The following is a 24,529-nucleotide window of genomic DNA, read 5'->3' as shown; positions in this document are numbered from 1 at the left end:
TGTGATATAAATTCAAATATGCAAAATGCATACTTGAACATTGTAACTAATTAAGCTTACAAATGCAATTAAAATTTTACATTATGTTCGCGCAAAAAATTCTCTTTCCATTTTCTTGAATGATGCTTGAACCAGTATTCTCTTTTTAAAGCCAATTTTTTATCATCAAATTCTTCATGATAAATCATTTTAACTGGTCGACGCGCCTTAGTATATTTTGCACCTTTTCCCTCATTGTGCATTTTTAAACGATGCTCCAAATCATTAGTAAAGCCACCATAAAAACTTTCATCATTACACAATAAACAATAAAAGTAATATTTTTCTTTTTTAGGCTTTTTATTTTTGTTTTCAGAGATTATTTCTCTAACTTTTGGAGTAAACGAACCATCTTCATTGTGAACTACAATTGCATCTTTTAAGACTAATCCATCACTAGCGGTATTTCTAATTGCTTCAACAACTACTAAATTTGCATCCACATTTCTTTTTGAAACAAAAGGCTGTACCCATTTCACACTCAACTGATTTTCTAAGCAATAGTGCATAATTTCACCTAATCTTTCAGGCCGGTGCACCATAAACATTTTTCCTTTCATCTTTAACATATTGCTTGCAACTTTTATGATTTGTTCAAGATTAATTGCTAATTCATGTCTAGCTAATGCCTTTTTCTCATCAGGATTAATAACATGTCCCTTAGGCACTTTAAAGTAAGGCGGATTAACCACAATCATATCGTATTTATCCTTCCCTAACTTTTTTGGGGCATCCAGAGCATTCAAACAATGTACTTCAATGCGGTTTTCTAATTTATTTAGTTGTACACTACGTCTTGCTTGATCAGCCATCTCTTTTTGAATCTCAACGGCATCATAATGAGCGCGATTAAAATATGACATATAAATACTAGCAGCCGCATTCCCGCTACATAAATCTACTACTTTGTAATTATCATGTATTTTCTCTTGTGCAAAATATCCTAGTAATAAAGTATCTAAAGAAAAAGAAAAAGCATCTTTTTCTTGAATTATGCGTAAATCATCATTGTACATATAATCAATTCGTTCATTAGGTTTTAATAGATCCATTTTCTATACCCTTCTAAAAATTCTTAGCTGTATTGTATAATACTATAGATAAAATTGGAGGAAACATTATGTTTTATAAAATTATTCGACCTATTGCTCGCTTTATTGTGTGGGTCTTAAATGGCCATTTACATGTTCATCATAAAGATCGTCTCCCTAAAGGAAACTACATTTTAGTTGCTCCCCACAGAACTTGGTGGGAACCAATTCTTTTTGCACTTGCTGCTAGTCCAATGGAATTCATGTTCATGGCAAAAAAAGAGTTATTTAAAAATCCTATTCTACGATTTATTTTAATACATGCTCATGCATTCTCAGTTAATCGTGATAATCCAGGCCCCTCTGCAATTAAAATTCCAGTAAAAGGCCTACGCAAAGGTGAGTTGTCACTAATCATTTTTCCATCTGGAACTCGACACTCGGAGAAACTCAAAAGTGGAGCATTTGTAATTGCTAAAATGGCTAATAAACCATTGGTCCCAGTTGTTTACCAAGGACCTCTTTCTTTTAAAGATCTGCTTAAAAGAAAGCCATTAGATATCTGTTTTGGTGACCCTATTTATATTCCTCGTAGAGAAAAGGTCAACCAAGATACTACGCCCGCTCTCTACAAACAATTAGAAGACGCGTGGGATAAACTAGATAAAGAACAGAATCCTGATTTTCATTATGTTGCAAAATAAATTTTTTATTATTTAACCTTTTTAGTGTTAAAATAACATAGTCTAATGTAGAAAAGGAGAATCAGTAATGTTAGAAAAACCTTTATATAAAATGATGCTTAGTCATTCATTTAATATTCCAGTAAAAGTCACCTACTGGGATGGAAAATCAGAAGTTTATGGAAATGGTACACCGGAAGTGGAGGTTATTTTTAACAAAAAGATTCCTTTTAAAGATATAACAAGTAATGCTTCCTTAGCTTTAGGGGAAGCTTACATGAACAAGGATCTTGAAATTAAAGGAAGCATTCAACAATTAATAGAAGCAGCTTATGGAAGTAGTGAATCTTTCATGCGTGCTTCAAAATTCAGAAAATTCTTACCAAAGCAAAAGCATACTGAAAAGCAAAGCCAAGAAGATATTCAAAGTCACTATGATATTGGAAATGACTTCTATAAGCTATGGCTTGACCCTACTATGACTTATTCATGTGCTTACTTCACTAATGACAACACTGACGATCTGGAGGCAGCTCAAATTGCAAAAGTTCATCACATTCTTCAAAAATTAGATCCTAAACCTGGCAAGACCTTGTTAGATATTGGTTGTGGTTGGGGAACCTTAATGTTAACTGCAGCTAAAGAATATGGACTTAAAGTTACTGGTGTTACTTTGAGTCAAGAACAATTCGATCTTGTAAACAAAAAAATTAAGGATATGGGCCTTGAAGATCAAGCAGAAGTTTTACTTAAAGACTATCGTGAATTAGGTAACCGTGATTTTGACTATGTAACTTCTGTAGGGATGTTTGAACACGTTGGTTCGGAAAACTTGGGGGAATACTTTAAAGATGTCGCTAAGTACTTAAAACCACACGGTGTTGCATTAATTCATGGAATCACTCGTCAACAAGGTGGAGCAACCAACGCTTGGATTAATAAATACATCTTCCCAGGCGGTTACATCCCAGGCTTAGTTGAAATCGTTTCAAGAATTGAAGAATCAAACTTGCAAATTGCTGATATGGAAATGCTTCGTCGCCATTACCAAAGAACTCTTGAAATTTGGGACAAAAACTTTAACGATCACCGTTCTGAAGTTGAAGGTATGATGGGTGAACGTTTTGCAAGAATGTGGGATATGTATTTACAAGCTTGTGCCGCTTCATTTGAATCAGGAAACATTGATGTTATCCAATACTTATTAACTAAAGGTCCATCCGGTAAGAACTTACCAATGACCCGTCAATATATGTTAAATGATAAGTAGCAACAAATAGTAGAATATCTATTAAAAAAGGTTTGGTCATGAGACCAAACCTTTTTACTTATCACTGGTTTGTTGTAGTTTATAAAGATTATAGTAATATCCTTTTTTATCTAATAATTCTTGATGCGTACCACGTTCAACAATTCTCCCTTTGTCTAAAACAATAATTTGATCAGCATCCGCAATCGTTGAAAGTCGGTGGGCAATTGCTAATGTCGTTCTACCCTGCCGAAGCTTTTTAAGTCCTTCTTGAATCAAATTTTCAGTTTCAGTGTCCACATTAGCCGTTGCTTCATCTAAGACTAGTATTTTCGGATCAGTTACCAGAGTCCTTGCAAAAGAAATCAGTTGTCTTTGTCCCTGACTAAGTTCTGTGCCACCCTCAATTACTTTTGCATGATATTTACCTGGCATTTTTTCAATAAAGGAATCCGCTTGAACTGCTTGTGCAGCTTTTTTAATTTGTTGATCAGTAATTTGATCATTATACAAGCGAATATTTGAAGAAATATCACCATAAAACATAAATGGTTCTTGTAAAACTAACCCCAATTTTTTACGTAATTCCCTTTTAGAAAATTTTCTAATATCAATATCATCAATCAGAACTTGACCGCTACCGAATTCATAAAATCTCATCATAACATTAATGATTGAACTCTTTCCTGATCCAGTGTGACCAACAATTCCCAAAGTTTCCCCTGGCTTAACTACAAATGAAACATTATGCAAAATCTCATTTTTACCATCATAAGAAAAACTCACATTTTTAAATTCAATTTTTCCTTTAGAAATTACAGCATTCTGATCGTTTTCTTGTTCTGGTTCATATTCTTGCTCATCCATAATTTTAAAAATACGTTTACCCGCAACTATTCCATCCTGAAAGAACGTCATTCGATCCATCATCGTAGAGATTGGATTAAAAAATTGTTGCACATATTGAGAAAATGCATATACAATTCCAGCAGGTACAAATGTTTTTTGTAATGGAAAGCCAAAATACATTAAAACTAACGCCAAAGCTAATGAATAAAGCAAACTAGTCATTGGAGATAAAAGAAGTGAATTAACTCTAATCATGTTAAAACGAGTTTTCATTAAAGTCCCATTTTCATTTTCGAAATTGTGAGTCATTCTCTTTTCTTGTTTAAATTGTTGAATTAAAGAAACACCTTCAATAGATTCATTCAAATTGGTATTAATTCTACTTAACCGCTCACGAAATCCACGATATAGTTTCGAGCTTTTTTGAGTATAAATCCAAAAAACAAATCCTAAAATTGGTAAAAATAATAAAACAATTAATGCTGCTACTTTATTAGTGACATACATCGCTACAAAAGCAGTTACTAGTGAAAATACTCCAATTACCACCTGACAGAGCACGCCTAAGAAATCGCTTAATGTCATTGTATCGTTAGTAACTCTTGAAACAATTGACCCCGCAGGCGTTTGATCAAAATATCTCATCCCCAAACTATGAAGTTTTTGATACAAATCCTTTCTAACATTCTCAAGTGTCTTTTCGGCTCCCAAGGCATACAAATATTGATAAATAAACTGCAAAATCGCCTTAATAATCGTTCCAATTCCGTATAATAGACCAGCCCAAACAATAATTTGAATAGTAGCCTTTTGCTTAATCAAATAGTTATCTAAAAAGAATTGTAGTCCCCTAGGCAAAAGCATATTAATTACGCTTACTAAGAAAGCACCAAAAATTGCAACTCCCATTTCTACTTTAAAAGGCTTTACATATTTTAAGACACGTTTAAAAATCTGAACTTGTTCTTTAAAAGGAATCGCCTTTGACCAAACAGATTTTGATTCTTCCTTGTTATCCATCTAGTTCACCCACCTTTGCCTGTAATTCTTGTTTACGCCACATTTCAGCATACCAACCATCTTGGTCAAGAAGATCTTGATGCGTACCTCTTTCAACAATTTTTCCATTTTTTAATACTAAAATTAAGTCTGCATCCATTACCGAAGTTAATCGGTGAGCTGCAATCAAAGTCTTTTTATCTTTTCTTTCAGACCTAAGTGAATCTAAAATCGCCGTCTCAGTTTTTGCATCTACTGCAGAAAGAGCATCATCTAAAATCAAAATTGGACTTTCTTTTAATAGTGCACGAGCAATAGATAAACGTTGCTTTTGACCACCAGATAAAGACACTCCGTTCTCACCAACTAGAGTCTTATAGCCAGCCGGCATCTGCATAATGTCATCATGCAAATCACTCTTTTGCGCAGCAGATTGAATTTTTTCTTCACCTGCAGCTTGATCAGAAAAAGCGATATTATTCTCAATTGATGTAGAAAATAAAAAGTTATTTTGAGGCACATAGGAGATTTCATTTAAAAGTAATTCTAGTGGAATATTTCTAATATCATGACCACCTAAAGTTATCTTTCCTTGGTACTTATCAAATTCCCTTAATAAAGGTTCGATAATTGTTGTTTTCCCGGCACCAACTTTTCCAACCAAACCTAAAGTTTGTCCCGGTTTTAGATTAAAATTAATGTTTTGTAAGACTGGAATCTCTTTTTCATCGGGATAAGCAAAAGACTTTACATCATAATTTAAGTCGCCTTGAATGTCCCTAGCAGTTAAATTACGATTAGCATTCTCATCGGTAATTTGTGGTCTTTCATATAATAGCCGCTCAACACGATCATAAGATGCAGATCCACGCTCTAAGATATTAAATAAGTAACCAATTGCAAACATTGGCCAAACCATATTTGAAATATAAGCAATAAAAGATACTAGTTGGCCAACGGATAAAGTATGATTGGTTACTAAAAGACCACCATAAATAATAGTAATTACATATGTTGCTCCAATAATTACGGTTCCAAGTGGATCAAACATTGAGTCCCACTTAAAAACTTTCTTATTGATTTGAATTGTTTCATCTACCATCTTATTGAAAGCAGCAGAATCTTGTTTACTTTCACCAAATGCCTTTAATACTTTAATTCCAGAAACTGATTCTTGCGTCTTATTATTAAGCCGAGAAAAGGCCGCTTGGGACTTATCAAAACTATAGTGAAGCTTATCGCCTAATTTCCAGGCACCTAAAGCTAAAAATGGAAGTGGCAAGAGAGCGACAATTGTCAAACGAAAATCAGTAAAAATAATCATAGCAATCATTGTTGTCCCACCAGTTACTAAAGAATCAACTAAAGTTAAGACACCGTCCCCCGCAACATTTTGAATTGAATTAATATCATTAGTAGCATGTGCCATTAAGTCACCAGTTCGGTGTCTTTGATAAAAAGTTCGATCCATTATCATAAAATGGCTAAATAAACGCGATCGCATCTGTCTTTCTAGTTCAGCTGCTCCGCCCCAAATTTGCTTACGCCAGAAATAACGCAAAAGATACAAAACAATTGCTGCAGCAATCACAGCTAAAATTAGTGCGCCATATTCAGCCCAACTAATTGATCCCTTATCAAGTTGATCTGCCATTAACCCTAGAATCCTAGGTGGTACTAAATTAGCAATTGAAGTTAATGCTAAAAAAGTTATTCCAATAATATAGCGCTTTTTTTCTTGCTTAAAAAACCATCCTAATTTACTAAAAATGTTCATATTTCACCTCACATATATACAAAAAGACAGAGGAGTAATTCCTCTGTCTAAACCAAATATTAGTAAAGTAAGCTACTATTTTTTTTGTTGATGCTTCATCATGTTCATAACTTGATTGAGCTTCTTAGCGGATGGTTTTTGACCCATTTGCGCCATCATAGCTGCGATCATATCTTCACTAATAGGAGGATTGTCTTGGAAATACTTCTTCATATATGCACGAGCACCATAAAATCCGCCAACAAGACCGATCAATAATGCGATAATAATAAGAAAAATTGCTAATCCTAAATTCATTTCCCAAAAACCTCCGAAAATTAATGTACTTTTTCAGCATACCAAAAAAATAGTCTTTTTTAAAGTGGAAAATTAATCTTTTCTTAATCCTTTGCGACGTTGAGCTTCTTTTGCTTTTTCTGATGTAACTTCTTTACCATCTTTATCAATCACAACCGTATCTTCAAGTTGTTGTCTAAATCCTGCACGGAAGTTTTCAAGAAAAGCAGATCTTAACTTCTTACGTTCCTCTAATTCGTCAGGAGTTAGTTCACGTTCTCTACTAATCTTAGTTAATTCATTAATCCGCTTAATTAATTTTTCTTCTTCTTTTTTATCCATAATAAACACCTCACTAAACAATGTTAGTTTACCTTAATTATACCAATAAAAAAAGACTCAACTGTCAAGAACGCCTGTTTGCCGAACAAATCTTTTTTTGTTAAAATATTAGTAAGTAACTAAATGGAGAAAAAATTATGACTGAACCACATGCAAATAAACAATTAGAAATTTTACGTTTTATTTACGACACTGTTGAAGAGCGTGCTTTTCCACCTACAGTTAGAGAAATTTGTAGTGCTGTTGATCTTTCTTCTACTTCAACAGTACATGGCCATTTAGCCCGCCTAGAAAAGAAAGGCTATATCTTAAAAGACGCCACTAAACCTAGAGCAATCGAAGTTACAGAAAAGGGCCGTGAAGTTCTAGGAATTAAGCCCAAGGATATCCCAATAGTTGGTGTAGTGACTGCTGGTCAACCAATTTTAGCGGTTCAAGATATTGATGAGTACTTCCCTCTCCCACCTGATCTTGAAAACGATGCTGGAGAACTCTTCATGTTACGTGTTCATGGAGAATCTATGATTAATGCTGGTATTCTTAATGGTGACCACGTTATTGTTCGTAAACAATCTAGTGCAAATAATGGTGAAATCGTTGTTGCAATGACAGAAGATAATGAGGCAACTGTCAAGAGATTTTTCAAAGAAGACGGCTATTATCGATTACAACCGGAAAATGATACAATGGATCCAATTATTTTACCTGTGGTTCAAATTTTGGGTAAGGTTGTAGGCTTATATCGTAATAATATCGACTAAAAAACTGGTATGGATTTTTTCCTACCAGTTTTTTTAATTCTCTGTTTTTAATAATGGCTTTATATTTAACCAATCCTGAGTAATAGTTTCAGCCAGTTTTCGATTATAAAATACTGCAGCTGGATGATATTGTGGAATAATAGTATATTTTTCTTTTGACCAAACATAACCATCTTTTGCATCATTTAACTTTAAAATTGGGGTATTTTTTATAATCTTTCCATGCACCTTGCTAATTTCATATTTATTTCCTAACAACCTATTTAAAGCCGTCGTCCCAACTGTAATAATTATCTTTGGCTGAGCATAATTAATTTCATAATCTAACAGGGGTGCATGAGCTAGAATTTCTTTCTTCGTTGGTTTCCGATTTGGATACTTTGCTACTTCTTTATTTTCTTTTTTACTGAAAACTTTCTTAACACTATATGGACGACTTCTTACTGCACTTGTAATATAAACGTCTTCTCGTTTAAGTCCAATCGAAGCCAGAGACTTCATTAGTTCTTTCCCAGAAGCACCATGAAAAGGAATCAAAGACTCTATTTCTTCTCTTCCTGGGGCTTCTCCTACAATCATCAATTTTGGATGAACAGGGCCAGCTCCAAAATTAATTCCTTCCAGTTTCATTCCTTTTGCTCGATCTTTAACTTCTTCTAATAACTTATCTGGATATCTCATTTTTTTCAATATATTCCTGTGCCTTTTTCAAGAGTTCATTTAATTCCTCATAATGTAAACAAGTACTGGCTTCCTCCAAACTTGACCACTTAGAAGCACCAATTTCGCTCTCTTGTAATTTAATCTTTTGATTCGAATTAAATTTACTCAAAAAAAACGTAACCGTCTTTACGCGATCTTTTGCAATTTTATAAGTAATACTTTCTTTGAAATTAAAATCAAAGTCTGGTTTTAAACCTACTTCTTCATATACTTCTCTTTGAGCAGCCTGTATTTCATTCTCACCTTCTTCAAGATGTCCTTTAGGAAATCCCCAAGTTTTATTAAGCTTACTCTGAGCTAGCAAAAATTCTATTTTTCCATTATTAAGTCTGTATATAATGCTTCCAGCTGAATATTCATGGATGTCTTTCATAACCCTTCACACTCCTACTTTTTTATTATAAGCTAAATTTGATTTTATAGCTCTTTTTACATCTACTTTCTAACTTGAAAAATAAGGTAGAAATTATTACTTCTATTTTTGTTTAATCGACAAAATCTCTATTTAAGGTTAAACTTTATGTTGAAATAGAAAAAATTAAGGTGGAAAAATTGAAAAAACAAGAACAAGCTGAAAGTTGGGGTCAATGGATTCTCCAGGTACTAATTTTAGTAGCTATCTTTTTTGGTATTTTCTTTGTACTAAATAGATTTGTATTTGCTAACTTAACCGTATCTGGGATTTCAATGCAGCCAACTTTTGAAAATAACGATCGTGTAATTGCTCTTCGTCATGCTAAAATTAAGCAAGGCGATATTGTAATTGTTGACGCACCAGATGAACCAGGTGCCCTATATATTAAACGAGTTATTGGATTACCTGGTGATAAGATTGTAAGTAAAAATAATCAAATTTATATCAATGGTAAAAAGTTAAATCAGCCTTGGTTAAAAGCAGGTCAAAAACTAATTGATAATGGTGAAGATGGTGTTTCTGGAACCAAATATACTAATACTCAGAACTTCACTCTGAGCTCACTTGCAAAAACACAAAATTATCGCCAATTCTACACTTCTAAACAATTAAAAGAAATGCAAAAAACTAATAAGGTTCCTGCTAATACATACTTTGTAATGGGAGATCATCGAAGTGTTTCAAAAGACAGTCGATACATTGGAACAATTCCTCGAAGTAAAATAGTTGGTGTAGTAAAATTACGCTATTGGCCACTAAATCACATTACATTTTATTAATTAAAAAGAGTTTCATTTTCGAAACTCTTTTTTGGTATGAAAAAAAGCTATCTCGTTTGAGATAGCCTTTAATCCTGTCTTGCTTAATTATTGAATTAACCGCGACGCTTTTCAGCAATTCTAGCTGCCTTACCATGACGTTCACGTAAGTAGTAAAGCTTAGCACGACGTACACGACCGTGACGAAGAACTTCAACCTTAGCAACACGTGGATCGTTTACTGGGAAAGTACGTTCAACACCAATACCAGATGACATCTTACGTACAGTGTAAGTTGCGCTGATGCCTGCACCTTTACGCTTAATTACAACACCTTCGAACATCTGAATACGTTCGTGAGTACCTTCTACAACACGTACGTGAACACGAACAGTATCACCTGCACGGAAGTCAGGCATATCATCACGTAATTGGTCTTTAGTTAATTCTTGAATTAATGGATCCATTATTGTCTCTCCTTCTACGGCATTCATCAACACTCAGTGCCAGCGGAATACCCATAAATCAGTGGCTTATGCCACAACGATTAGTTTATCAAATAGAAAAAAGCTTGTAAATACTAATTATCTTTTTCAAGTTTAATTTCTTCTAGCATTTTCTTTTCCTCATTAGTTAAATTGCGTTCTGATAACATATCTGGACGATGAAGATATGTTGCACGTAAAGCTTCCCTATGACGCCATTCAGCAATTTTTTGATGATTACCAGATGTCAGTACTTCTGGTACTTTTTGTCCCTCAAAATCTGCAGGACGGGTATATTGTGGATACTCTAAAAGTCCATGAGAAAAACTTTCTTCAACTGGAGAAGCTGCATTTCCTAAAATTCCCGGTAATAGTCTTACAGTAGCATCAATCATACTCATTGTCGGCAATTCACCGCCAGTTAAAACGTAATCGCCAATTGAGACTGTCTCATCCGCTAAGTCATACACTCTTTGATCAAAACCTTCGTAATGACCACAAATAAAAGTCAGATTTTCTTCCTTTGACCAATTTTGAGCCATTTTTTCATTAAAGGTCTTTCCCTGAGGAGCAGTAATAATAACTTTACCTTTGTTAGTTAAAGAATCAAGTGCTTTTTTTATCGGCATAATTTGTAAAACCATGCCGGCGCCTCCTCCATAAGGAGTATCGTCAACATGATGGTGAACATCAGTTGTAAAATCACGGAAGTTAACTAAATTTAACTCCCACTTTTTACCTTCTAGTCCTCTTCCCAGCATGGATACCTGCAAAGGAGTAAACATATCTGGAAAAAGGGTTAAAACATTAATTTTCATCTCGCAATCCCTCAAGTAAAGTTACTTCTATTCGTTTATTAGGTAAATCAACTTTCTTAACAACTGATTTAATATTTGGAATCCAAAAACTCTTCCCCTGTTCTGGCTTTATCTCCCAAATATCATTTGCTCCAGGAGTTTCAATATTCTCTAAAATACCTAATTTTTCACCAGTTTCAGCATCATATACAGGACAATTCAAAATATCTTTAAAGTAATAACTACCTTCAGGTAATTCTTGTTGATCAGTTTCTGCAACATATAGCTCTTTGCCACAAATTTTTTCTGCTTGATCAATATCATCAACTTTTTCAAACTTAACCAAATAAAATTGCTTATGGCGTCGAGCAACTTCAACAATCATTGCTTGATACTCGTCATTGTTTTTAATAAACAATCTACTCTCTGCAGCTAATCTTTCCTCTGGAAAATCAGTTGTGGCATTTACCTTAACCTCTCCCTTTAAACCATGAGGAGATAATATTTTTCCAACTTCAAAATACTCAGTCATAGAATTTATTCTTTCTAAATAAAAAAGTTTGGGAAGAGCCTTCCCAAACTTCTAATTGCCATAGTAAATTACTTACCGTACTTTGCGTCGTGGTATCTAGTCATCAAACCAGCTTTTGAAAGTAAGCTTCTTACAGTATCTGATGGTTGAGCACCCTTTTCAAGCCATTCAAAAATCTTGTCTTCTTCAAGCTTAACTTCATCAGGGTTAGTAAGTGGGTTGTAGTAACCAACTTCTTCGATAAAACGACCGTCACGTGGCATACGTGAATCAGCAACTACGATACGGTAAAAAGGTTTTCTCTTTGAGCCCATACGGCGCATACGAATCTTTACAGACATTAATAATTCCTCCTAAATTTCTTGACTTAAATAATATAGCATAAAGAAAAATATGTGTAAAGTGTTTTTCCTTAACAGCTAAAAATTATTTTGAACGATAGCGTTTGATATTTTTCATGCGCTTCTTTTTATTCTTCTTAAAGCGTTTATTCATTGAACGCATAGCCATTTTACCCATTGGTGAATTCATCCCTGGTAAGTTAGCCAATTCACCCATATCTCCCTTAGTCATCTTTTGCATCATTTCTTTTGATTGCTTAAATTGCTTAATCATACGATTAACTTCAGCAATTGATCTACCGGATCCAGCTGCAATTCTGCGTCTTCTGGATGGATTAAGAATATCAGGATTTTCACGCTCTTCTGGCGTCATTGAGTAAACAATCGCCTTAATATGAGCGATTTGCTTTTCAGGAATTTGAATATTCTTTAAGGCAGGATTATTTCCTAAACCTGGGATCATTTTAATAATCTGATCTAATGGTCCCATCTTTTGCACTTGATCCATTTGATCAATAAAATCATTAAAATCAAATGTATTTTCACGCATTTTCTCAGCCATCTTTTCGGCTTCTTTGGCATCATAATCTTGCTGTGCCTTTTCAATCAAGGTCAACATATCACCCATGCCTAAGATACGTGAAGCCATACGATCAGGGTGGAAGGTTAAAAGATCAGTTAATTTTTCTCCCTGACCAGTAAAGATGATTGGCAACCCAGTCACAGCGCGAATAGAAAGGGCTGCACCACCACGAGTATCCCCATCTAGCTTGGTTAAAATAATTCCAGTTAAATCTAAATCTTTGTTAAACCCTTCAGCAACTTGAGTAGCAGCTTGACCTGTCATAGCGTCTACAACAAGTAAAGTATTGTCTGGATGAGCGACCTCAGTTACACGCTTTAATTCATCCATCAATTGCTCATCAATTTCAAGACGACCAGCTGTATCGATTAAAACATAGTCATTTTTATTTTTGTCTGCTTCTTCAAGACCATGCTTAACAATTTCAGCAACATCTTGATTATCTTCACTATAAACAGGTACATCTAATTGTTGCCCAATTTGTTTTAATTGATCGACAGCTGCTGGACGATAAATGTCTCCCGCAATTAATAAAGGACGAGCCTTTTCGTTCTTCATCAAATAATTTGCAAGCTTACCAACCGTAGTAGTTTTACCAGTACCTTGTAAACCAACCATCATAATAATTGTTGGAATATGTGGAGACTTATTAAGAGAAACGGCTTCTTCTCCCATCATTTTTGTTAGTTCATCATCAACAATTTTAATGATTTGTTGTCCGGGATTTAAGCTATCTTGAACTTCCTTACCCAGAGCTTCTTTTTTAATCTTTTTAATAAAGTCTTTTACAACTTTAAAGTTAACATCTGCCTCTAATAAAGCTAAACGAATTTCACGGCTGGCGTCATTGATATCAGCCTCAGAAATTTTTCCTTTACCTGTTAAATTTTTTAATGCTTTTTGAAGTCTTTCACTCAAATTTTCAAAAGCCATGCTATTCTACTCCCATTTGTCTTAATAATTTTAAAAGTTCAATCTGAGCTCGATTAATTTTGCCATTTTCAAGGGCATATACAGCTTCAGTAATTTTTTCTTCTATTCTAGAATAATCACGCTTCATATGAAGTTTATCTTCATATTTTTCTAAAGCCTTGCTGCTACGTTTTAAGTTGTCGTAAACAGCCTGACGAGAGACATGGTGATTATCAGCAATTTCACCTAAAGAAAGATCATTATAATAATAATCTTCAAAATAATCTTGTTGTCCCTTAGTCAACAAAGAACCATAATAGGCAAATAAATCGCCTAATCTTTCGTTTCTTTCAAGTTCATCCATTTTTGTCTCACCTTGAACAAGTATAGCAAAAAAATCGCATTTCTAAAATGATAGGTCTGTACTTAATTATCTTTTAGAGTTGATTTTTTATAAAAAGAAGGTTAGGCAAACAAGTCGCCTAACCTTCTCTTTTTCTATAATCTATTTAAATTATAAGTTTGGATCCATCTTAAATGTTAACTTAGACATCTTAATTGCGTCTGTAAACATCTGACCCATTAATTCTTCACTGTCTCTCTGAGTATGAGCAACAGTCTTTTGATTTTCTTGAGTCAAGTAATCAGTTAATTTTTCTCCACTCAAATCTTTAGCGTTTTCGATAACTTCTTCAACACGTCCACGGTAGTATCTATTTAATTCTTCTAGGTACTTAGTATTAAGTTGAACAAATTGAGGATAATGACTTTCAACTAAAGCAGCAAGAGACTTGTAATACCACCAAGCATCTTCCTTATTATAAGTCATTGAAGTATTGTTAAATGAAGGATCCGTATCATTCATATTTGCAAAGAATGGAATGTAAGGGGTAAATGTTGGACCACCGATACATAACCACATAATACCTGCCATTTCTTCAGGAACATCACTTCTAATTTGTAAGATATGTGAGTTTTGAGTTCTATTTAAACCAATTGGACGATAGCGATGCTTTTCTTCTTCAGTTCCATGTCCAAATGGATCAAATGGCGTATCTTGATAGTGAGAACCAAGAGCATATTCAATATCTTCCTTAGCTAACTTCTTAGAAGCTTTTCTAATGAAAGGAATATCTGGATCTTCAGGCTCTTGTTCAATTTCTGGATTGAAAAGCTTTTGAATATACCATTGACGACTGGTATTGTAGTGACGATCTTGTTCAGTATAAGTTCCAAAAATATGACGGAAATTCCAACCTTCATGATCTGGATTCAAGTGATGTTCTTCAACAAATTCTTGAATTCCTTCACTCCACATAAAGTTATCTTGATCATCAAAGTTCACTTCTTGAATAGCTACGCGGTTACCAGTTGCAGCATAACAATCATCTGGAATACGTTGGGCAACCCAGTGGTGACCAGTAACAATTTCCATGTACCAAATTTCATCCTTATCACCGAATAAAACTGAGTTTCCTGCTGGAGAACCATATTTCTTAATTAAAGCACCAAGACGCTTAACACCATCTCTTGCAGAATCAATGTATGGTAAAACGACGGTTTGCATACAATCTTCATCCAAACCATCTTTAACCAATGGATCAAAGGCTAAAGTTCTTTCATTACCATAAGTTGATTCAGTACATGACATGGCAACATTCTTTTGGTTAATACCACTTTCGTCATAATAACCAAGTTTCTTATAGTCAACATTGGGAACAGCTGGTACTCTTTGAGCATCTTCTGGCAAATCCATTTCAAATTTATTAAGCCAAGATTTAATCTTACGTCCTTTTTCACCGTGAGCAGCCGGTTCAATGATGAACTTTTGAGGTGTAATTGCGCCAGCAGTATCATCATTACGTGAAATCATTACTGAGCCATCGATTGAGGCCTTTTTACCAACTAAAATAGTTGTACATGCACTTAAATGCTTCATATTTACTCCTTCTATAATTACTCGTAATTTTACCTACTATTAGATTATTCCTTGGAAGAGACCAATTGCAAATTTTTCTGCATCAAAGTCAGCTAAATCGTCAACCTTTTCTCCTAAACCGACTAATTTAACTGGTAAGTCCATTTCATTTCTAATTGCTAAAACTACTCCACCCTTAGAAGATCCGTCAAGTTTAGTTAAAACTAAACCAGTAAGTTTTGTTGTTTTATCAAAATCTTTAGCTTGAAGCAATGCATTTTGACCAGTTGAACCATCTAAAACTAAAAGTACTTCGTTTGGTTGATCGGGCAAGATTTTCTTTATCGTACGCTTTATCTTATCAAGCTCGCTCATCAAATTTACTTTATTTTGAAGTCGCCCAGCAGTATCAACTAATAAAAAGTCAATGCCATCTTCTTTAGCTTTTTTAACACCATCATAAACCACAGAAGCTGGATCAGCTTTTTCAGGACCCGTAATAACTTCAACGCCATCACGCTTGCCCCACTCTACTAATTGTTCAACAGCCCCCGCTCTGAAAGTATCAGCTGCTACCATCATAACGGATTTTCCTGAATCTTTAATTCTTTTAGCCAATTTACCGATTGTAGTAGTCTTACCTGCTCCATTGACTCCTACAAACAAATAGACGTTAGGTTTAGCTTCAGTATCATCTGCCAATTTAGCATCTTTACCTTCTCCGCCTTTATCGTAAATATCAACTAACTTTTCGACAATAACTTGTTTTAAGGCATCATGACTTTTGGCATTTTGTAATTTTGCCTCATCCCTCAAAGAATCAGTTAATTCTTCAGCAGTTTCAAAACCTACATCAGACTCAATTAGCAAATCTTCCAAATCATCAAAGAAATCTTCATCAACCGTTCTAAATTTAGCAAAGAATGCATTTAAACGAGCACCAAATGAATGATTGGTTTTTTCTAATCCTTTATCATATCTTTCTTGTTCGTCTTCTTCTGGTGCTTCTTCCTCAGTTACTTCTGCCGTAACACTTTCTTGATCATCTTGATCTTCAACTTCTGAATCAGATCCTTCTTCTATATCCTCTTCTTGTTCTTCAAATTCTTCTTCTGACTGATCTTCTACTTCTTCAGCGGGCTTTTCAGCTTCATTTTGTGTTTTTTCAAATGCACTACCGGCATCACTCCAACCAGGCGTTTCTTCTGATTCGGTATTTTCTTCGTCAGATTGATCTTCAGTTTCTGAATCGGGTATCTCTTCTGAATTTTTTTCAACATTTTCTGCTTCAGAAGGCTCTTTTGATTCTTGAGTCTCTTCATTTGATTTTTCAGTTAGTTCTTTTTCTTTATTCTCTTCTTGTTCTTCATCTTTATGACCAAAAAGAGATTTTTTAATTTTATCAAATAATCCCACTACTATTTCACTTCTTTCTTAATCTCATTTAATGATACTGACAGCACTTTCGAAATTCCAGATTCCTGCATTACAATTCCATACAAATTATCTGCTTTCTGCATCGTACCACGACGGTGAGTAATCACAATAAATTGAGTCTTCATATCATAATGATTTAAAAATTGAGCAAAACGATCAACATTGGTTTCATCCAAGGCCGCTTCTACTTCATCTAGAATACAGAAAGGCACTGGATTAACTTGCAACATTGCAAATAATAAAGTAATTGCAGTCAAAGCTCTTTCACCACCAGAAAGAAGTGTTAATTTTTGTGATTTCTTACCAGGTGGCTGAGCGATAATTTCAATTCCTGTTTCAAGTAAATTCTTGGGATCAGTAAGTTCTAATCTTGCATGTCCACCATCAAACATAATTGGGAAAATTTTAGCAAAGCTTTTTTCAATTTGATGGAACGTTGCACTGAAACGACTCTTTACTTCATCATCTAATTTCGACATTGATTCTTCAATATCTTTTCTTGCATTAAGCAAGTCTGTTTGTTGACCATTCAAGAAATCATAGCGTGTTTTTACATCTTCATATTCTTCAATAGAATTTAAGTTTACTTCACCAATATCTGCTAAAGACATCTTATGTAGATGAACTTCGCGCTCTAGCTTCCTACGTAAGTCTGTTGTATTTTGACCCTTAGATAATTGCAAAGCAGCTTCAAAGGTAAGGGAATACTCTTCACTTAAAGTTTTAAGTTTTTGATTAATTTGAGACTTCAGCTCTCCTAATTTAGCTGAATATTCTTCTTGCTCAGCAGCTGTATTCTTACGCAAATTATAGTTTCTTGTGGCAACTTGATCTAGATTATTTATCTGCGCATCAAATTTTCCTAAATCTTGATTTATTTCAGCAAGAGCCTTTTGCATTTGCTTTCTCTTTTCAGACAATCGAGAAACTTGTTCTTCAATCTCAGTTTCACTTTGTCCATTTTGAGACAATGTAAGGGCCTTAATTTTATTATCAATATCCTTTAAACGAGCATTAGTATTAGTTAATTGTTCCTCTAGCTCAGCCTTTTTTGCAGTAATATTTTCAAGCTTATTCTTAACAACAGCCAAATCAGAATTTAAGTTACTCAATTCATTTTGTAGCTTTTGATAAGCCTCATCAAAATCACTAAGATCATGTTTTAATTGATACATTTGTGTTCTCTGTTTTTGGGCTAATTCTTCAAGTTCTACTTTTTTAGCTTGTTGCTTTTCAAGGCGAGTTGATAGTTCTGCTTCTTCTTGCTTTTTTTCTAGTTGCGCTTTTTGTTGTAAATCATTTAATTGAGTTAAACGTTTTACTTCTTTCTCTTCATTTTCATACTTAATAGCTTGCTCGCTAATTTGTTGATTTAATGAGGTTAAATTACTCTTCTTAGTTTCTAGTTCTGCCTGCAATTCATTTAAGACTTGATTTAACTCATTCAAAATCTCTTGTAATTTAACAAACTTTTCTTTGCTTGCCTTAATTTGAGCAGTCAGCTTATCAATTTCTGCATTTGTTGCAAGTGGTGAATTATTTCTAGTATTTCTAGTTCCCCCAGTCATACTTCCGCCAGGACTGATAATATCACCATCTAAAGTCACAATTCGATAGTGACGACCAATTCTACGTTGCACGCGCAAAGCAGTATCAATTGTATCAACTACCAAAACATTTCCTAAAAGATAAGAAATAGCATTGGAAATATCGATATCCGTCTTTGCAGTAACGAGGTTTGCTGCTACGTCCTTAAATCCATCAATGCTTCGAAGAGACTTAATTGTTGAAGCAGCAATTTCATTATGTCGCAATCCATCTAAAGGTAAAAAAGTAGCTCTACCAGTACGAGTTTGCTTTAACAAATTAATCGCATCCCTAGCACTATTTTGATCAATCGTTACTAAATCTTGAACTCCGCCACCTAAAGCAGTTGATAATGCTGCTTCTAATTCGGCTGGGAATGAAATTAATTCACCAATAACCCCAACAATACCATGGAAATCACTTTGATGATTTAAAACATACTTAACTCCATAATAGTAACCTTCATGGCGATCTCTAATTCGCTTTAAACCTTCTACTTGAGCGGAAATTTGTTGAATATTATTACGTACTTGGAAATAGTTCTGCTCATTTTGATCTTTAAGTTTGCTCTTCTGTGCAATTTTTTGATCAAGGACTGATATTTCTTCATTTAATTTTTTACGTTTAAGTACTAAATCATGTCCTTGTTTTTTTAATTGGTCAAGAATTTGTTGAGACTCTGATAATTGCTCTTCAACCTCTTGCTGACGACTATCAGTTGACTTCTGATTACGAGTTAATTCATTTTTCAAATAAACAATTTCGTTATTATTGCTGGTTTGATCTTGTAAAGTTTGAATGTAATCAGAACGAACCTTCTCTAATTGATTATTTAACTGTTCTGGTCCCTGCTTCAATTCTTGCTTTAATTTTTTTTGTTTTTTCAAAAAATTAGCAAGTATTTTATTTTGACTAACCAAATCTTTTTCATTACTATCAAGTTGCTTCAAAAGATGTTTTTGACGTTCTTTTAATTCATCAGATTGAGCCGTATATTCCTTTTGCGTAGCAACATCATACTCACGAGATTGCTGATGCATTTGTAAATCAGTATTCAAAGCAGCAATTTTTTGCGTTAAAGCTAATAATTCTTGTTGTTTTTCATCTTTTTCTGCATGTCGCTTATTTGACTGCTTACGTTTTTCCTCTAAATCAGCTTGAGATTGTTTAACTTCATCATCAAGCTTATTTAAGATTCCTTGATTAGTAGCTGCTCTTTTAGCAACTGCTTTTTTTTCTTCATTTAAGCTTTCAATCTCTAAGCCTAGAAGCTGTTTCAACTTATGATCAAGTTGATCTTTTTGAAACTTATATTCTTTTGCTAATGAGCTTTGTTCATGAAGAGGCTCAATTCTACTCTCTAACTCCTTAACCAAGTCATTAATTCTAATTAAATTGGCATTAGTCTTATCTAACTGCTTCAAAGCAATCTCTTTTTGTTGCTTAAAATGAAGTACCCCAGCAGCTTCTTCAAAAATTCCCCGTCGTTGCTGCGGTTTAGAATTAAGAATTTCATCAACTTTACCCTGCGAAATTATTCCCAAGCTGTCAGATGACATTCCAGACTCAATAAAAAGTGTTTTGACATCTTTTAATCTAACTGGATGATGATTTAAAAGATAATCACTTTCGCCGTTACGCAAAATTTTTCTTGTAACTACAACTTCATCATCATCAGAGGCAAGTTGATGATCACGATTATCGAAAATCAGCTCAACTTCTGCATGATTCATCGGAGCACGCATTTGACTACCAGTGAAAATAACATCTTTCATATTTTCACCACGTAAAGACTTGGCAGACCCCTCACCCATTACCCAGCGAATTGCTTCTGTAATGTTACTTTTTCCACTACCATTTGGACCAACGATGCCAGTAATACCATTATTAAAGCTAATTGTCGTCTTATCAGCAAAAGACTTAAAACCATTTAAAACTAATTGTTGTAGTGGCACAGACTCACCTTTTCTTATTTATTTTTAGCTAATGCAGCTTGAGCCGCTTGCTGCTCTGCGGCTTTTTTATTACGTCCTTGTCCCTCTGAAACTTTTTCACCATTTACAAGTAGCTGAACTTTAAAAGATGGCTTTGATTCATCTTCGTCTATTACTTGATATTCAATCTTAACTGGTCCATTTACCTGCAAACGCTCCTGAAGTTCAGTTTTATAATCGGGTGAGGCATTAAAATCTCCTTCAGCAATTAATGGGTAAACTGTCAAATGTAAGAAGTGCTGTACTGCTGGCATTCCTTGATCCAAAAAAAGCGCACCATTAAAGGCTTCAAAGACATCCTCAAGAAGTGTCTTACGCTTTCTTGCCCCAGCTTTTTCTTCTCCCTTACCGAGATTAATTTCTGCTGGAAAACCACATTCGATGGCGAATTCAGAAAAACCTTCAGTTCTAACAATATTAGAACGCATTCTGGTTAACTCACCTTCATTTAATTTTGGAAAATGCCGATAAAGATAATCAGATACAGCTAGTTCAAGAACAGCATCCCCAAGAAATTCTAATTTTTCATAGTCCTTTCTACCAGGATGCTCATTAGCATACGAAGAATGCGTAAATGCATCTTCGAGTAATTTTTCATTATTAAATTTTATTCCATATTTTTCTTTTAAGTTTTGTTTAAAAGCTACTGAAACCATAGTTGCTTCCTTTCTTTAACTCTTTAATTATACCTATTTTATCCTATTAAAAAAAGATAAAGAAAAAGTGCGACCTCTTAAAATCGCACTTTAAATATTTTTATTTATTTTGTATAACCAACGTAGTACCAGTTAGGGAAACCGCCCCCATACTCCTAGCTGGTTCTGAAGAAAGTGACCAAGCACCAATGAACAATATCTACATCTTTAGAATCATGTTGAACTTTATCATAGAAAGAATTCATTTCCATTAAACGACCGCCAGTTAGCTTAACGTTTAATCCTAATTTCTTCCATTGTTAAATGTAGTTTTGAATGATCGGTTCTTGAACCTTGCTACCAGTCATGACCGCTAAATGAATAGTTAAAGGCTTTCCATTTGGTTGAACGCGGTATGTCCTTTCTTCTTGTAGCCAGCTTTATCTAACAATTCATTATCCTTTTTAATGTTATAAGTATATCCCTTAACATTCTTATCGAAGTAATCACCAAATTGCTTTGGAATTAAAGTAGAAATTCTAAATGAAAGACCTGATGAGTATCTCTTATAAACTTCGTCAACATTCATCCCATAGGCAATAGCTTGACGAAGAGCTTGATTATTCATCATAGCGTCTTTGTTCGTTACGTTTTCGCCCTTAGAGCCTTTAATATCTTGCCATTGAGAGTTACTTACTTGGGTGACATCAAATTTATTACTCTTAATTGATTGAGCAACTGAAGCTGGAGTAATTACGGAAGCTATAATTTTATCTAAGTGTGGTTTATCTTTATAGTAATGTTCGTTTGGAACCCAGGAAACTGATTGTCCACGAACCACTTTGCTTACCTTGTAAGGACCATAGAACAATGAATTCTTACGAACCTTATTGCTTGAAATAAGCTTATCAAGTGCAACATCTTTTAAGTAATGGTAAGGAGCAGCAGCTTCCCAAATATTGCTATTACCACTTTGTGTCATTCCAGGCTTCATTTCTTTAAAATGAAGTGCTACTGTACGACCATTTTCGCCATCTGGCATTTCAATCTCTGAAATAGTATCAGATTTTCCATCATGATATTCTTGCAAACCTTCAAGTTCAGCTAAGCTTGAAGTGTAAGGTTGAGAATGAGTTGCTTTATTAGTGATAATGTCATAAGTATATTCGTAGTCTTTTGCAACCAATGGCTGACCATCAGACCACTTAACTTTAGGATTAATAGTAACGGTTGCGGTTTTAGCATTCTTATCAATCTTAATATCTGGCGCTCCACCTTTTACATACTTCTAAGTATTGTTAGTTGATAATTCATCATTAAAAATATCTGTAAATGATGTATCGATAACTACAGCGACACTAACCTTACCACCATCTTTAATTGTTTTCTTAGGAGTTGACTCCTTAAAGTTAGGGTGACTACAGTTATTGCTGTTACTATTACCACAGGCTGCTAAAGTTAAGACTACACCTGAATTAATGTACCACTTAATTTGCCTTTCCTTATCGAATTTTCTCCAATAATATTGGGCAAGTTGATATATTTAATTTTAGCCCTGAAGCCGATTAAAACAAGTTGAACAAAAAACGATCGTCAAAATTGACGATCGTTTGAGAAAATTCATAAAATTATTATTTGGCAATTCCAACGTTGTACCAAAGACTGTTAGCAGCCGAAGGTTTTAATGAGTAACCAGTAATCTTACTGTTAACAGCCTTTACACTGTAACTGTTAGATACTGGAACGACATAAGCTTCATCATCCATGTATTTTTGCCATTCATGGAACTTCTTGACACGATAATTCGTATTAAATGCCTTTTCAGAATCCATTTCTTGAAGTAACTTAGTGTTCTTAGCAGTTACAAAGCGTGAGAAGTTATAAGGAGCCTTTACACTGTACAGGTCATTTGGTGATGGTTCTGATGATAATGACCATGCACCCATGAACATATCAACATCCTTAGAGTCGTTTTGAACCTTGTCGTAGAAGGAATTCATTTCCATCAAACGACCACCAGTTAACTTAACATTCAAGCCTAACTTCTTCCATTGTTGGATATAATTTTGAATGATTGGTTCTTGAGTAGAAGTACCAGTCATAGCAGCTAGCCGAATAGTTAAAGGTTTTCCATTTGGTTGAACACGGTATTTACCCTTCTTCTTGTAGCCAGCTTTATCAAGAATTTCGTTACCTTTCTTGATGTTATAGTCATATCCTTTAACATTCTTGTCGAAGTATTTACCAAATTGCTTTGGAATTAAAGTTGGGATATGGAAAGTCAATCCATTAGTATAACGTTTCGTTACAGCGGAAACATTCATACCATAAGCAATAGCTTGACGTAATGATTTATTGTTCATCTTGGAATCCTTATTCATTACGTTTTCGCCCTTAGCTGCATCCCACTTACCAACTTTAAAGCCTAAATAGTTATAACCAAGCGGAATATTTGCAATCCAGTTAACGTTATTAGTATTAGCTACATTCTTCCATTGCGAGTTAACAACCCCAGCAATATCATATTTGTGACTCTTAATAGCCTGAGAAGCTGAGTTAGGGTTCAAAACTTGAATTGTTACTTTATTTAATTTTGGTGTACCTCTCCAGTAGTACTTATTAGGTACAAATGTTACAGCTTGACCACGAACCACTTTGCTCATCTTATAAGGACCAAAGAATAGTGGATTCTTTCTTACTTGATCGGAGGATTGTAACTTATTAAATGGAACATCCTTTAAGTAGTGGTATGGAGCCGCAGCCTCCCAGAAATAACCGTTACCACTAAATTTCATACCCGGTTTCATTTCTTTAAAATGAAGTACTACAGTTCTACCATTATCACCATCAGGCATTTCAATACCAGAAATAGTGTTAGATTTTCCATCGTGATATTCGCTTAAACCAACAATATTTTGAAGTGATTCAGTATAGCGAGAAGACTTTGTTGCCTTATTAGCAATAATTTCGTAAGAATATTCAACATCCTTAGCAGTTACTTGCTTACCATCTGACCACTTTACACCCTTTTTAACAGTAATAGTGGCAGTTTTATTTTTATTATCTAATTTTAATGTAGCTGGACCCTTATCATTAATTTGATAAGTATCATTTGTATCAAATAATGCCTCATTAGCAGGTGCCATTGCATCGGTATCATTTTGAGTATCTGACAATTCATTTAAGAAAATACCGGTAAATGGTGTATCAGATTCAAGGGCTACACTAACAGTACCGCCTTTCTTGACGGCTTTCTTAGGAGTAGCTGACTTAAAGCTCTTAGTTGGGTTATCTACCTTAGAATTTGAATTATTACCACATGCTGCCAATGTTAAAGCAACACCAGAAAGTAAAGTTAAACTTCCAAATAGTTTGGCTTTCTTCATAGTTATATTCCTCCATCTAT

Annotated in this window: 22 protein-coding genes and 1 pseudogene; 4 read left to right on the top strand and 19 right to left on the bottom strand. The window is 34.3% G+C overall.

Going from position 1 to position 24,529, the window contains the following annotated elements; all coding sequences use genetic code 11:
- Window positions 1-68 precede the first annotated feature (68 nt).
- The gene (locus H1A07_RS03655; protein ID WP_094497192.1) at window positions 69-1,091 is read right to left on the bottom strand and encodes a GIY-YIG nuclease family protein; all 1,023 of its coding nucleotides are present in this window, start codon (window positions 1,089-1,091) and stop codon (window positions 69-71) included.
- A gap of 68 nt (window positions 1,092-1,159) precedes the next feature.
- Here H1A07_RS03655 and H1A07_RS03650 point away from each other — a divergent pair, with 68 nt between their 5' ends.
- Both H1A07_RS03650 and H1A07_RS03645 read left to right on the top strand, forming a co-directional pair.
- Entirely contained in the window at window positions 1,160-1,774 is a 615-nt protein-coding gene (locus H1A07_RS03650; protein ID WP_094497195.1) for a lysophospholipid acyltransferase family protein, read from the top strand.
- 67 nt (window positions 1,775-1,841) lie between these two features.
- Complete coding sequence (locus H1A07_RS03645; protein ID WP_057718405.1) at window positions 1,842-3,023, top strand: SAM-dependent methyltransferase; 1,182 nt, start codon at window positions 1,842-1,844, stop codon at window positions 3,021-3,023.
- Window positions 3,024-3,077: 54 nt separating this feature from the next.
- Here the strand turns inward: H1A07_RS03645 and H1A07_RS03640 are convergent, their stop codons facing one another.
- The 4 genes from H1A07_RS03640 to H1A07_RS03625 form a co-directional block, all read right to left on the bottom strand.
- The gene (locus tag H1A07_RS03640) at window positions 3,078-4,871 is read right to left on the bottom strand and encodes an ABC transporter ATP-binding protein (RefSeq protein ID WP_210145375.1); all 1,794 of its coding nucleotides are present in this window, start codon (window positions 4,869-4,871) and stop codon (window positions 3,078-3,080) included.
- Window positions 4,864-6,627: an ABC transporter ATP-binding protein gene (locus H1A07_RS03635; protein WP_210145374.1), complete on the bottom strand. Its 1,764-nt coding sequence runs from the start codon at window positions 6,625-6,627 to the stop codon at window positions 4,864-4,866. Before H1A07_RS03635 ends, H1A07_RS03640 begins: the two co-directional genes overlap by 8 nt.
- A 75-nt stretch (window positions 6,628-6,702) precedes the next feature.
- Entirely contained in the window at window positions 6,703-6,924 is a 222-nt protein-coding gene (locus H1A07_RS03630; RefSeq protein WP_057718402.1) for a YneF family protein, read from the bottom strand.
- 72 nt (window positions 6,925-6,996) lie between these two features.
- Window positions 6,997-7,245 (bottom strand): DUF896 domain-containing protein, encoded by a 249-nt coding sequence (locus tag H1A07_RS03625; protein ID WP_004895283.1) that lies wholly within the window; start codon window positions 7,243-7,245, stop codon window positions 6,997-6,999.
- A 137-nt stretch (window positions 7,246-7,382) separates the two neighbouring features.
- Here H1A07_RS03625 and lexA point away from each other — a divergent pair, with 137 nt between their 5' ends.
- On the top strand, window positions 7,383-8,006 hold the full coding sequence (gene lexA / locus H1A07_RS03620) for a transcriptional repressor LexA (RefSeq protein ID WP_210145373.1): 624 nt from the start codon (window positions 7,383-7,385) through the stop codon (window positions 8,004-8,006).
- Between the two features lie 33 nt (window positions 8,007-8,039).
- Here the strand turns inward: lexA and H1A07_RS03615 are convergent, their stop codons facing one another.
- Window positions 8,040-8,687 carry a uracil-DNA glycosylase gene (locus tag H1A07_RS03615; RefSeq protein WP_210145372.1) on the bottom strand — a complete coding sequence of 216 codons (648 nt, stop codon included), beginning with the start codon at window positions 8,685-8,687 and terminating at the stop codon, window positions 8,040-8,042.
- Window positions 8,671-9,102, bottom strand: coding sequence for a bis(5'-nucleosyl)-tetraphosphatase (locus H1A07_RS03610; RefSeq protein WP_057718459.1), 432 nt, complete (start codon window positions 9,100-9,102; stop codon window positions 8,671-8,673). Before H1A07_RS03610 ends, H1A07_RS03615 begins: the two co-directional genes overlap by 17 nt.
- Window positions 9,103-9,281: 179 nt before the next feature.
- Between H1A07_RS03610 and lepB the strand changes: the two genes are divergently transcribed.
- Window positions 9,282-9,923 carry a signal peptidase I gene (gene lepB / locus H1A07_RS03605; protein ID WP_094499047.1) on the top strand — a complete coding sequence of 214 codons (642 nt, stop codon included), beginning with the start codon at window positions 9,282-9,284 and terminating at the stop codon, window positions 9,921-9,923.
- 95 nt (window positions 9,924-10,018) lie between these two features.
- Here lepB and rplS read toward each other — a convergent pair whose 3' ends face one another.
- The 12 genes and pseudogenes from rplS to H1A07_RS03545 form a co-directional block, all read right to left on the bottom strand.
- Complete coding sequence (rplS, locus tag H1A07_RS03600) at window positions 10,019-10,369, bottom strand: 50S ribosomal protein L19 (RefSeq protein WP_057718399.1); 351 nt, start codon at window positions 10,367-10,369, stop codon at window positions 10,019-10,021.
- Between the two features lie 113 nt (window positions 10,370-10,482).
- Window positions 10,483-11,205, bottom strand: a complete 723-nt coding sequence (gene trmD / locus H1A07_RS03595; protein WP_210145371.1) for a tRNA (guanosine(37)-N1)-methyltransferase TrmD — start codon at window positions 11,203-11,205, stop codon at window positions 10,483-10,485.
- Window positions 11,195-11,716, bottom strand: coding sequence for a ribosome maturation factor RimM (gene rimM / locus H1A07_RS03590; protein WP_094499049.1), 522 nt, complete (start codon window positions 11,714-11,716; stop codon window positions 11,195-11,197). The genes trmD and rimM overlap by 11 nt, the downstream gene beginning before the upstream one ends.
- A gap of 68 nt (window positions 11,717-11,784) precedes the next feature.
- Window positions 11,785-12,057, bottom strand: coding sequence for a 30S ribosomal protein S16 (rpsP, locus tag H1A07_RS03585; protein ID WP_003647505.1), 273 nt, complete (start codon window positions 12,055-12,057; stop codon window positions 11,785-11,787).
- 85 nt (window positions 12,058-12,142) lie between these two features.
- Window positions 12,143-13,573: a signal recognition particle protein gene (gene ffh, locus H1A07_RS03580; protein WP_210145370.1), complete on the bottom strand. Its 1,431-nt coding sequence runs from the start codon at window positions 13,571-13,573 to the stop codon at window positions 12,143-12,145.
- Between the two features lies 1 nt (window position 13,574).
- Entirely contained in the window at window positions 13,575-13,916 is a 342-nt protein-coding gene (gene ylxM, locus H1A07_RS03575) for a YlxM family DNA-binding protein (protein ID WP_094497209.1), read from the bottom strand.
- 150 nt (window positions 13,917-14,066) lie between these two features.
- Window positions 14,067-15,491 carry a C69 family dipeptidase gene (locus H1A07_RS03570; protein ID WP_210145369.1) on the bottom strand — a complete coding sequence of 475 codons (1,425 nt, stop codon included), beginning with the start codon at window positions 15,489-15,491 and terminating at the stop codon, window positions 14,067-14,069.
- 39 nt (window positions 15,492-15,530) lie between these two features.
- Complete coding sequence (ftsY, locus tag H1A07_RS03565) at window positions 15,531-16,886, bottom strand: signal recognition particle-docking protein FtsY (RefSeq protein ID WP_210145368.1); 1,356 nt, start codon at window positions 16,884-16,886, stop codon at window positions 15,531-15,533.
- Window positions 16,887-16,888: 2 nt separating this feature from the next.
- Entirely contained in the window at window positions 16,889-20,449 is a 3,561-nt protein-coding gene (smc, locus tag H1A07_RS03560; RefSeq protein WP_210145367.1) for a chromosome segregation protein SMC, read from the bottom strand.
- A 14-nt stretch (window positions 20,450-20,463) separates the two neighbouring features.
- On the bottom strand, window positions 20,464-21,144 hold the full coding sequence (gene rnc, locus H1A07_RS03555; RefSeq protein ID WP_210145366.1) for a ribonuclease III: 681 nt from the start codon (window positions 21,142-21,144) through the stop codon (window positions 20,464-20,466).
- Window positions 21,145-21,301: 157 nt separating this feature from the next.
- A pseudogene (locus H1A07_RS03550) lies at window positions 21,302-22,615 on the bottom strand (ABC transporter substrate-binding protein); the annotation flags it as partial.
- A gap of 139 nt (window positions 22,616-22,754) precedes the next feature.
- A complete protein-coding gene (locus tag H1A07_RS03545) occupies window positions 22,755-24,509 on the bottom strand; it encodes an oligopeptide ABC transporter substrate-binding protein (protein WP_210145365.1) in 1,755 nt (584 codons plus the stop codon).
- Window positions 24,510-24,529: the final 20 nt, after the last annotated feature.

Source organism: Lactobacillus taiwanensis (assembly GCF_017894345.1).
GTDB classification, from domain to species: Bacteria; Bacillota; Bacilli; order Lactobacillales; family Lactobacillaceae; genus Lactobacillus; species Lactobacillus taiwanensis.
Note: the sequence above shows the minus strand (reverse complement) of the source record. Positions and strands in the feature narration are given on the sequence as shown.

Excerpts from the sequence above, each read along its gene's own strand:
- H1A07_RS03655 (WP_094497192.1), bottom strand. The coding sequence starts at position 1,091 with ATGGATCTATTAAAACCTAATGAACGAATTGATTATATGTACAATGAT.
- H1A07_RS03650 (WP_094497195.1), top strand. The coding sequence starts at position 1,160 with ATGTTTTATAAAATTATTCGACCTATTGCTCGCTTTATTGTGTGGGTC.
- H1A07_RS03645 (WP_057718405.1), top strand. The coding sequence starts at position 1,842 with ATGTTAGAAAAACCTTTATATAAAATGATGCTTAGTCATTCATTTAAT.
- H1A07_RS03640 (WP_210145375.1), bottom strand. The coding sequence starts at position 4,871 with ATGGATAACAAGGAAGAATCAAAATCTGTTTGGTCAAAGGCGATTCCT.
- H1A07_RS03635 (WP_210145374.1), bottom strand. The coding sequence starts at position 6,627 with ATGAACATTTTTAGTAAATTAGGATGGTTTTTTAAGCAAGAAAAAAAG.
- H1A07_RS03630 (WP_057718402.1), bottom strand. The coding sequence starts at position 6,924 with ATGAATTTAGGATTAGCAATTTTTCTTATTATTATCGCATTATTGATC.
- H1A07_RS03625 (WP_004895283.1), bottom strand. The coding sequence starts at position 7,245 with ATGGATAAAAAAGAAGAAGAAAAATTAATTAAGCGGATTAATGAATTA.
- lexA (WP_210145373.1), top strand. The coding sequence starts at position 7,383 with ATGACTGAACCACATGCAAATAAACAATTAGAAATTTTACGTTTTATT.
- H1A07_RS03615 (WP_210145372.1), bottom strand. The coding sequence starts at position 8,687 with ATGAGATATCCAGATAAGTTATTAGAAGAAGTTAAAGATCGAGCAAAA.
- H1A07_RS03610 (WP_057718459.1), bottom strand. The coding sequence starts at position 9,102 with ATGAAAGACATCCATGAATATTCAGCTGGAAGCATTATATACAGACTT.
- rplS (WP_057718399.1), bottom strand. The coding sequence starts at position 10,369 with ATGGATCCATTAATTCAAGAATTAACTAAAGACCAATTACGTGATGAT.
- trmD (WP_210145371.1), bottom strand. The coding sequence starts at position 11,205 with ATGAAAATTAATGTTTTAACCCTTTTTCCAGATATGTTTACTCCTTTG.
- rimM (WP_094499049.1), bottom strand. The coding sequence starts at position 11,716 with ATGACTGAGTATTTTGAAGTTGGAAAAATATTATCTCCTCATGGTTTA.
- rpsP (WP_003647505.1), bottom strand. The coding sequence starts at position 12,057 with ATGTCTGTAAAGATTCGTATGCGCCGTATGGGCTCAAAGAGAAAACCT.
- ffh (WP_210145370.1), bottom strand. The coding sequence starts at position 13,573 with ATGGCTTTTGAAAATTTGAGTGAAAGACTTCAAAAAGCATTAAAAAAT.
- ylxM (WP_094497209.1), bottom strand. The coding sequence starts at position 13,916 with ATGGATGAACTTGAAAGAAACGAAAGATTAGGCGATTTATTTGCCTAT.
- H1A07_RS03570 (WP_210145369.1), bottom strand. The coding sequence starts at position 15,491 with ATGAAGCATTTAAGTGCATGTACAACTATTTTAGTTGGTAAAAAGGCC.
- rnc (WP_210145366.1), bottom strand. The coding sequence starts at position 21,144 with ATGGTTTCAGTAGCTTTTAAACAAAACTTAAAAGAAAAATATGGAATA.
- H1A07_RS03545 (WP_210145365.1), bottom strand. The coding sequence starts at position 24,509 with ATGAAGAAAGCCAAACTATTTGGAAGTTTAACTTTACTTTCTGGTGTT.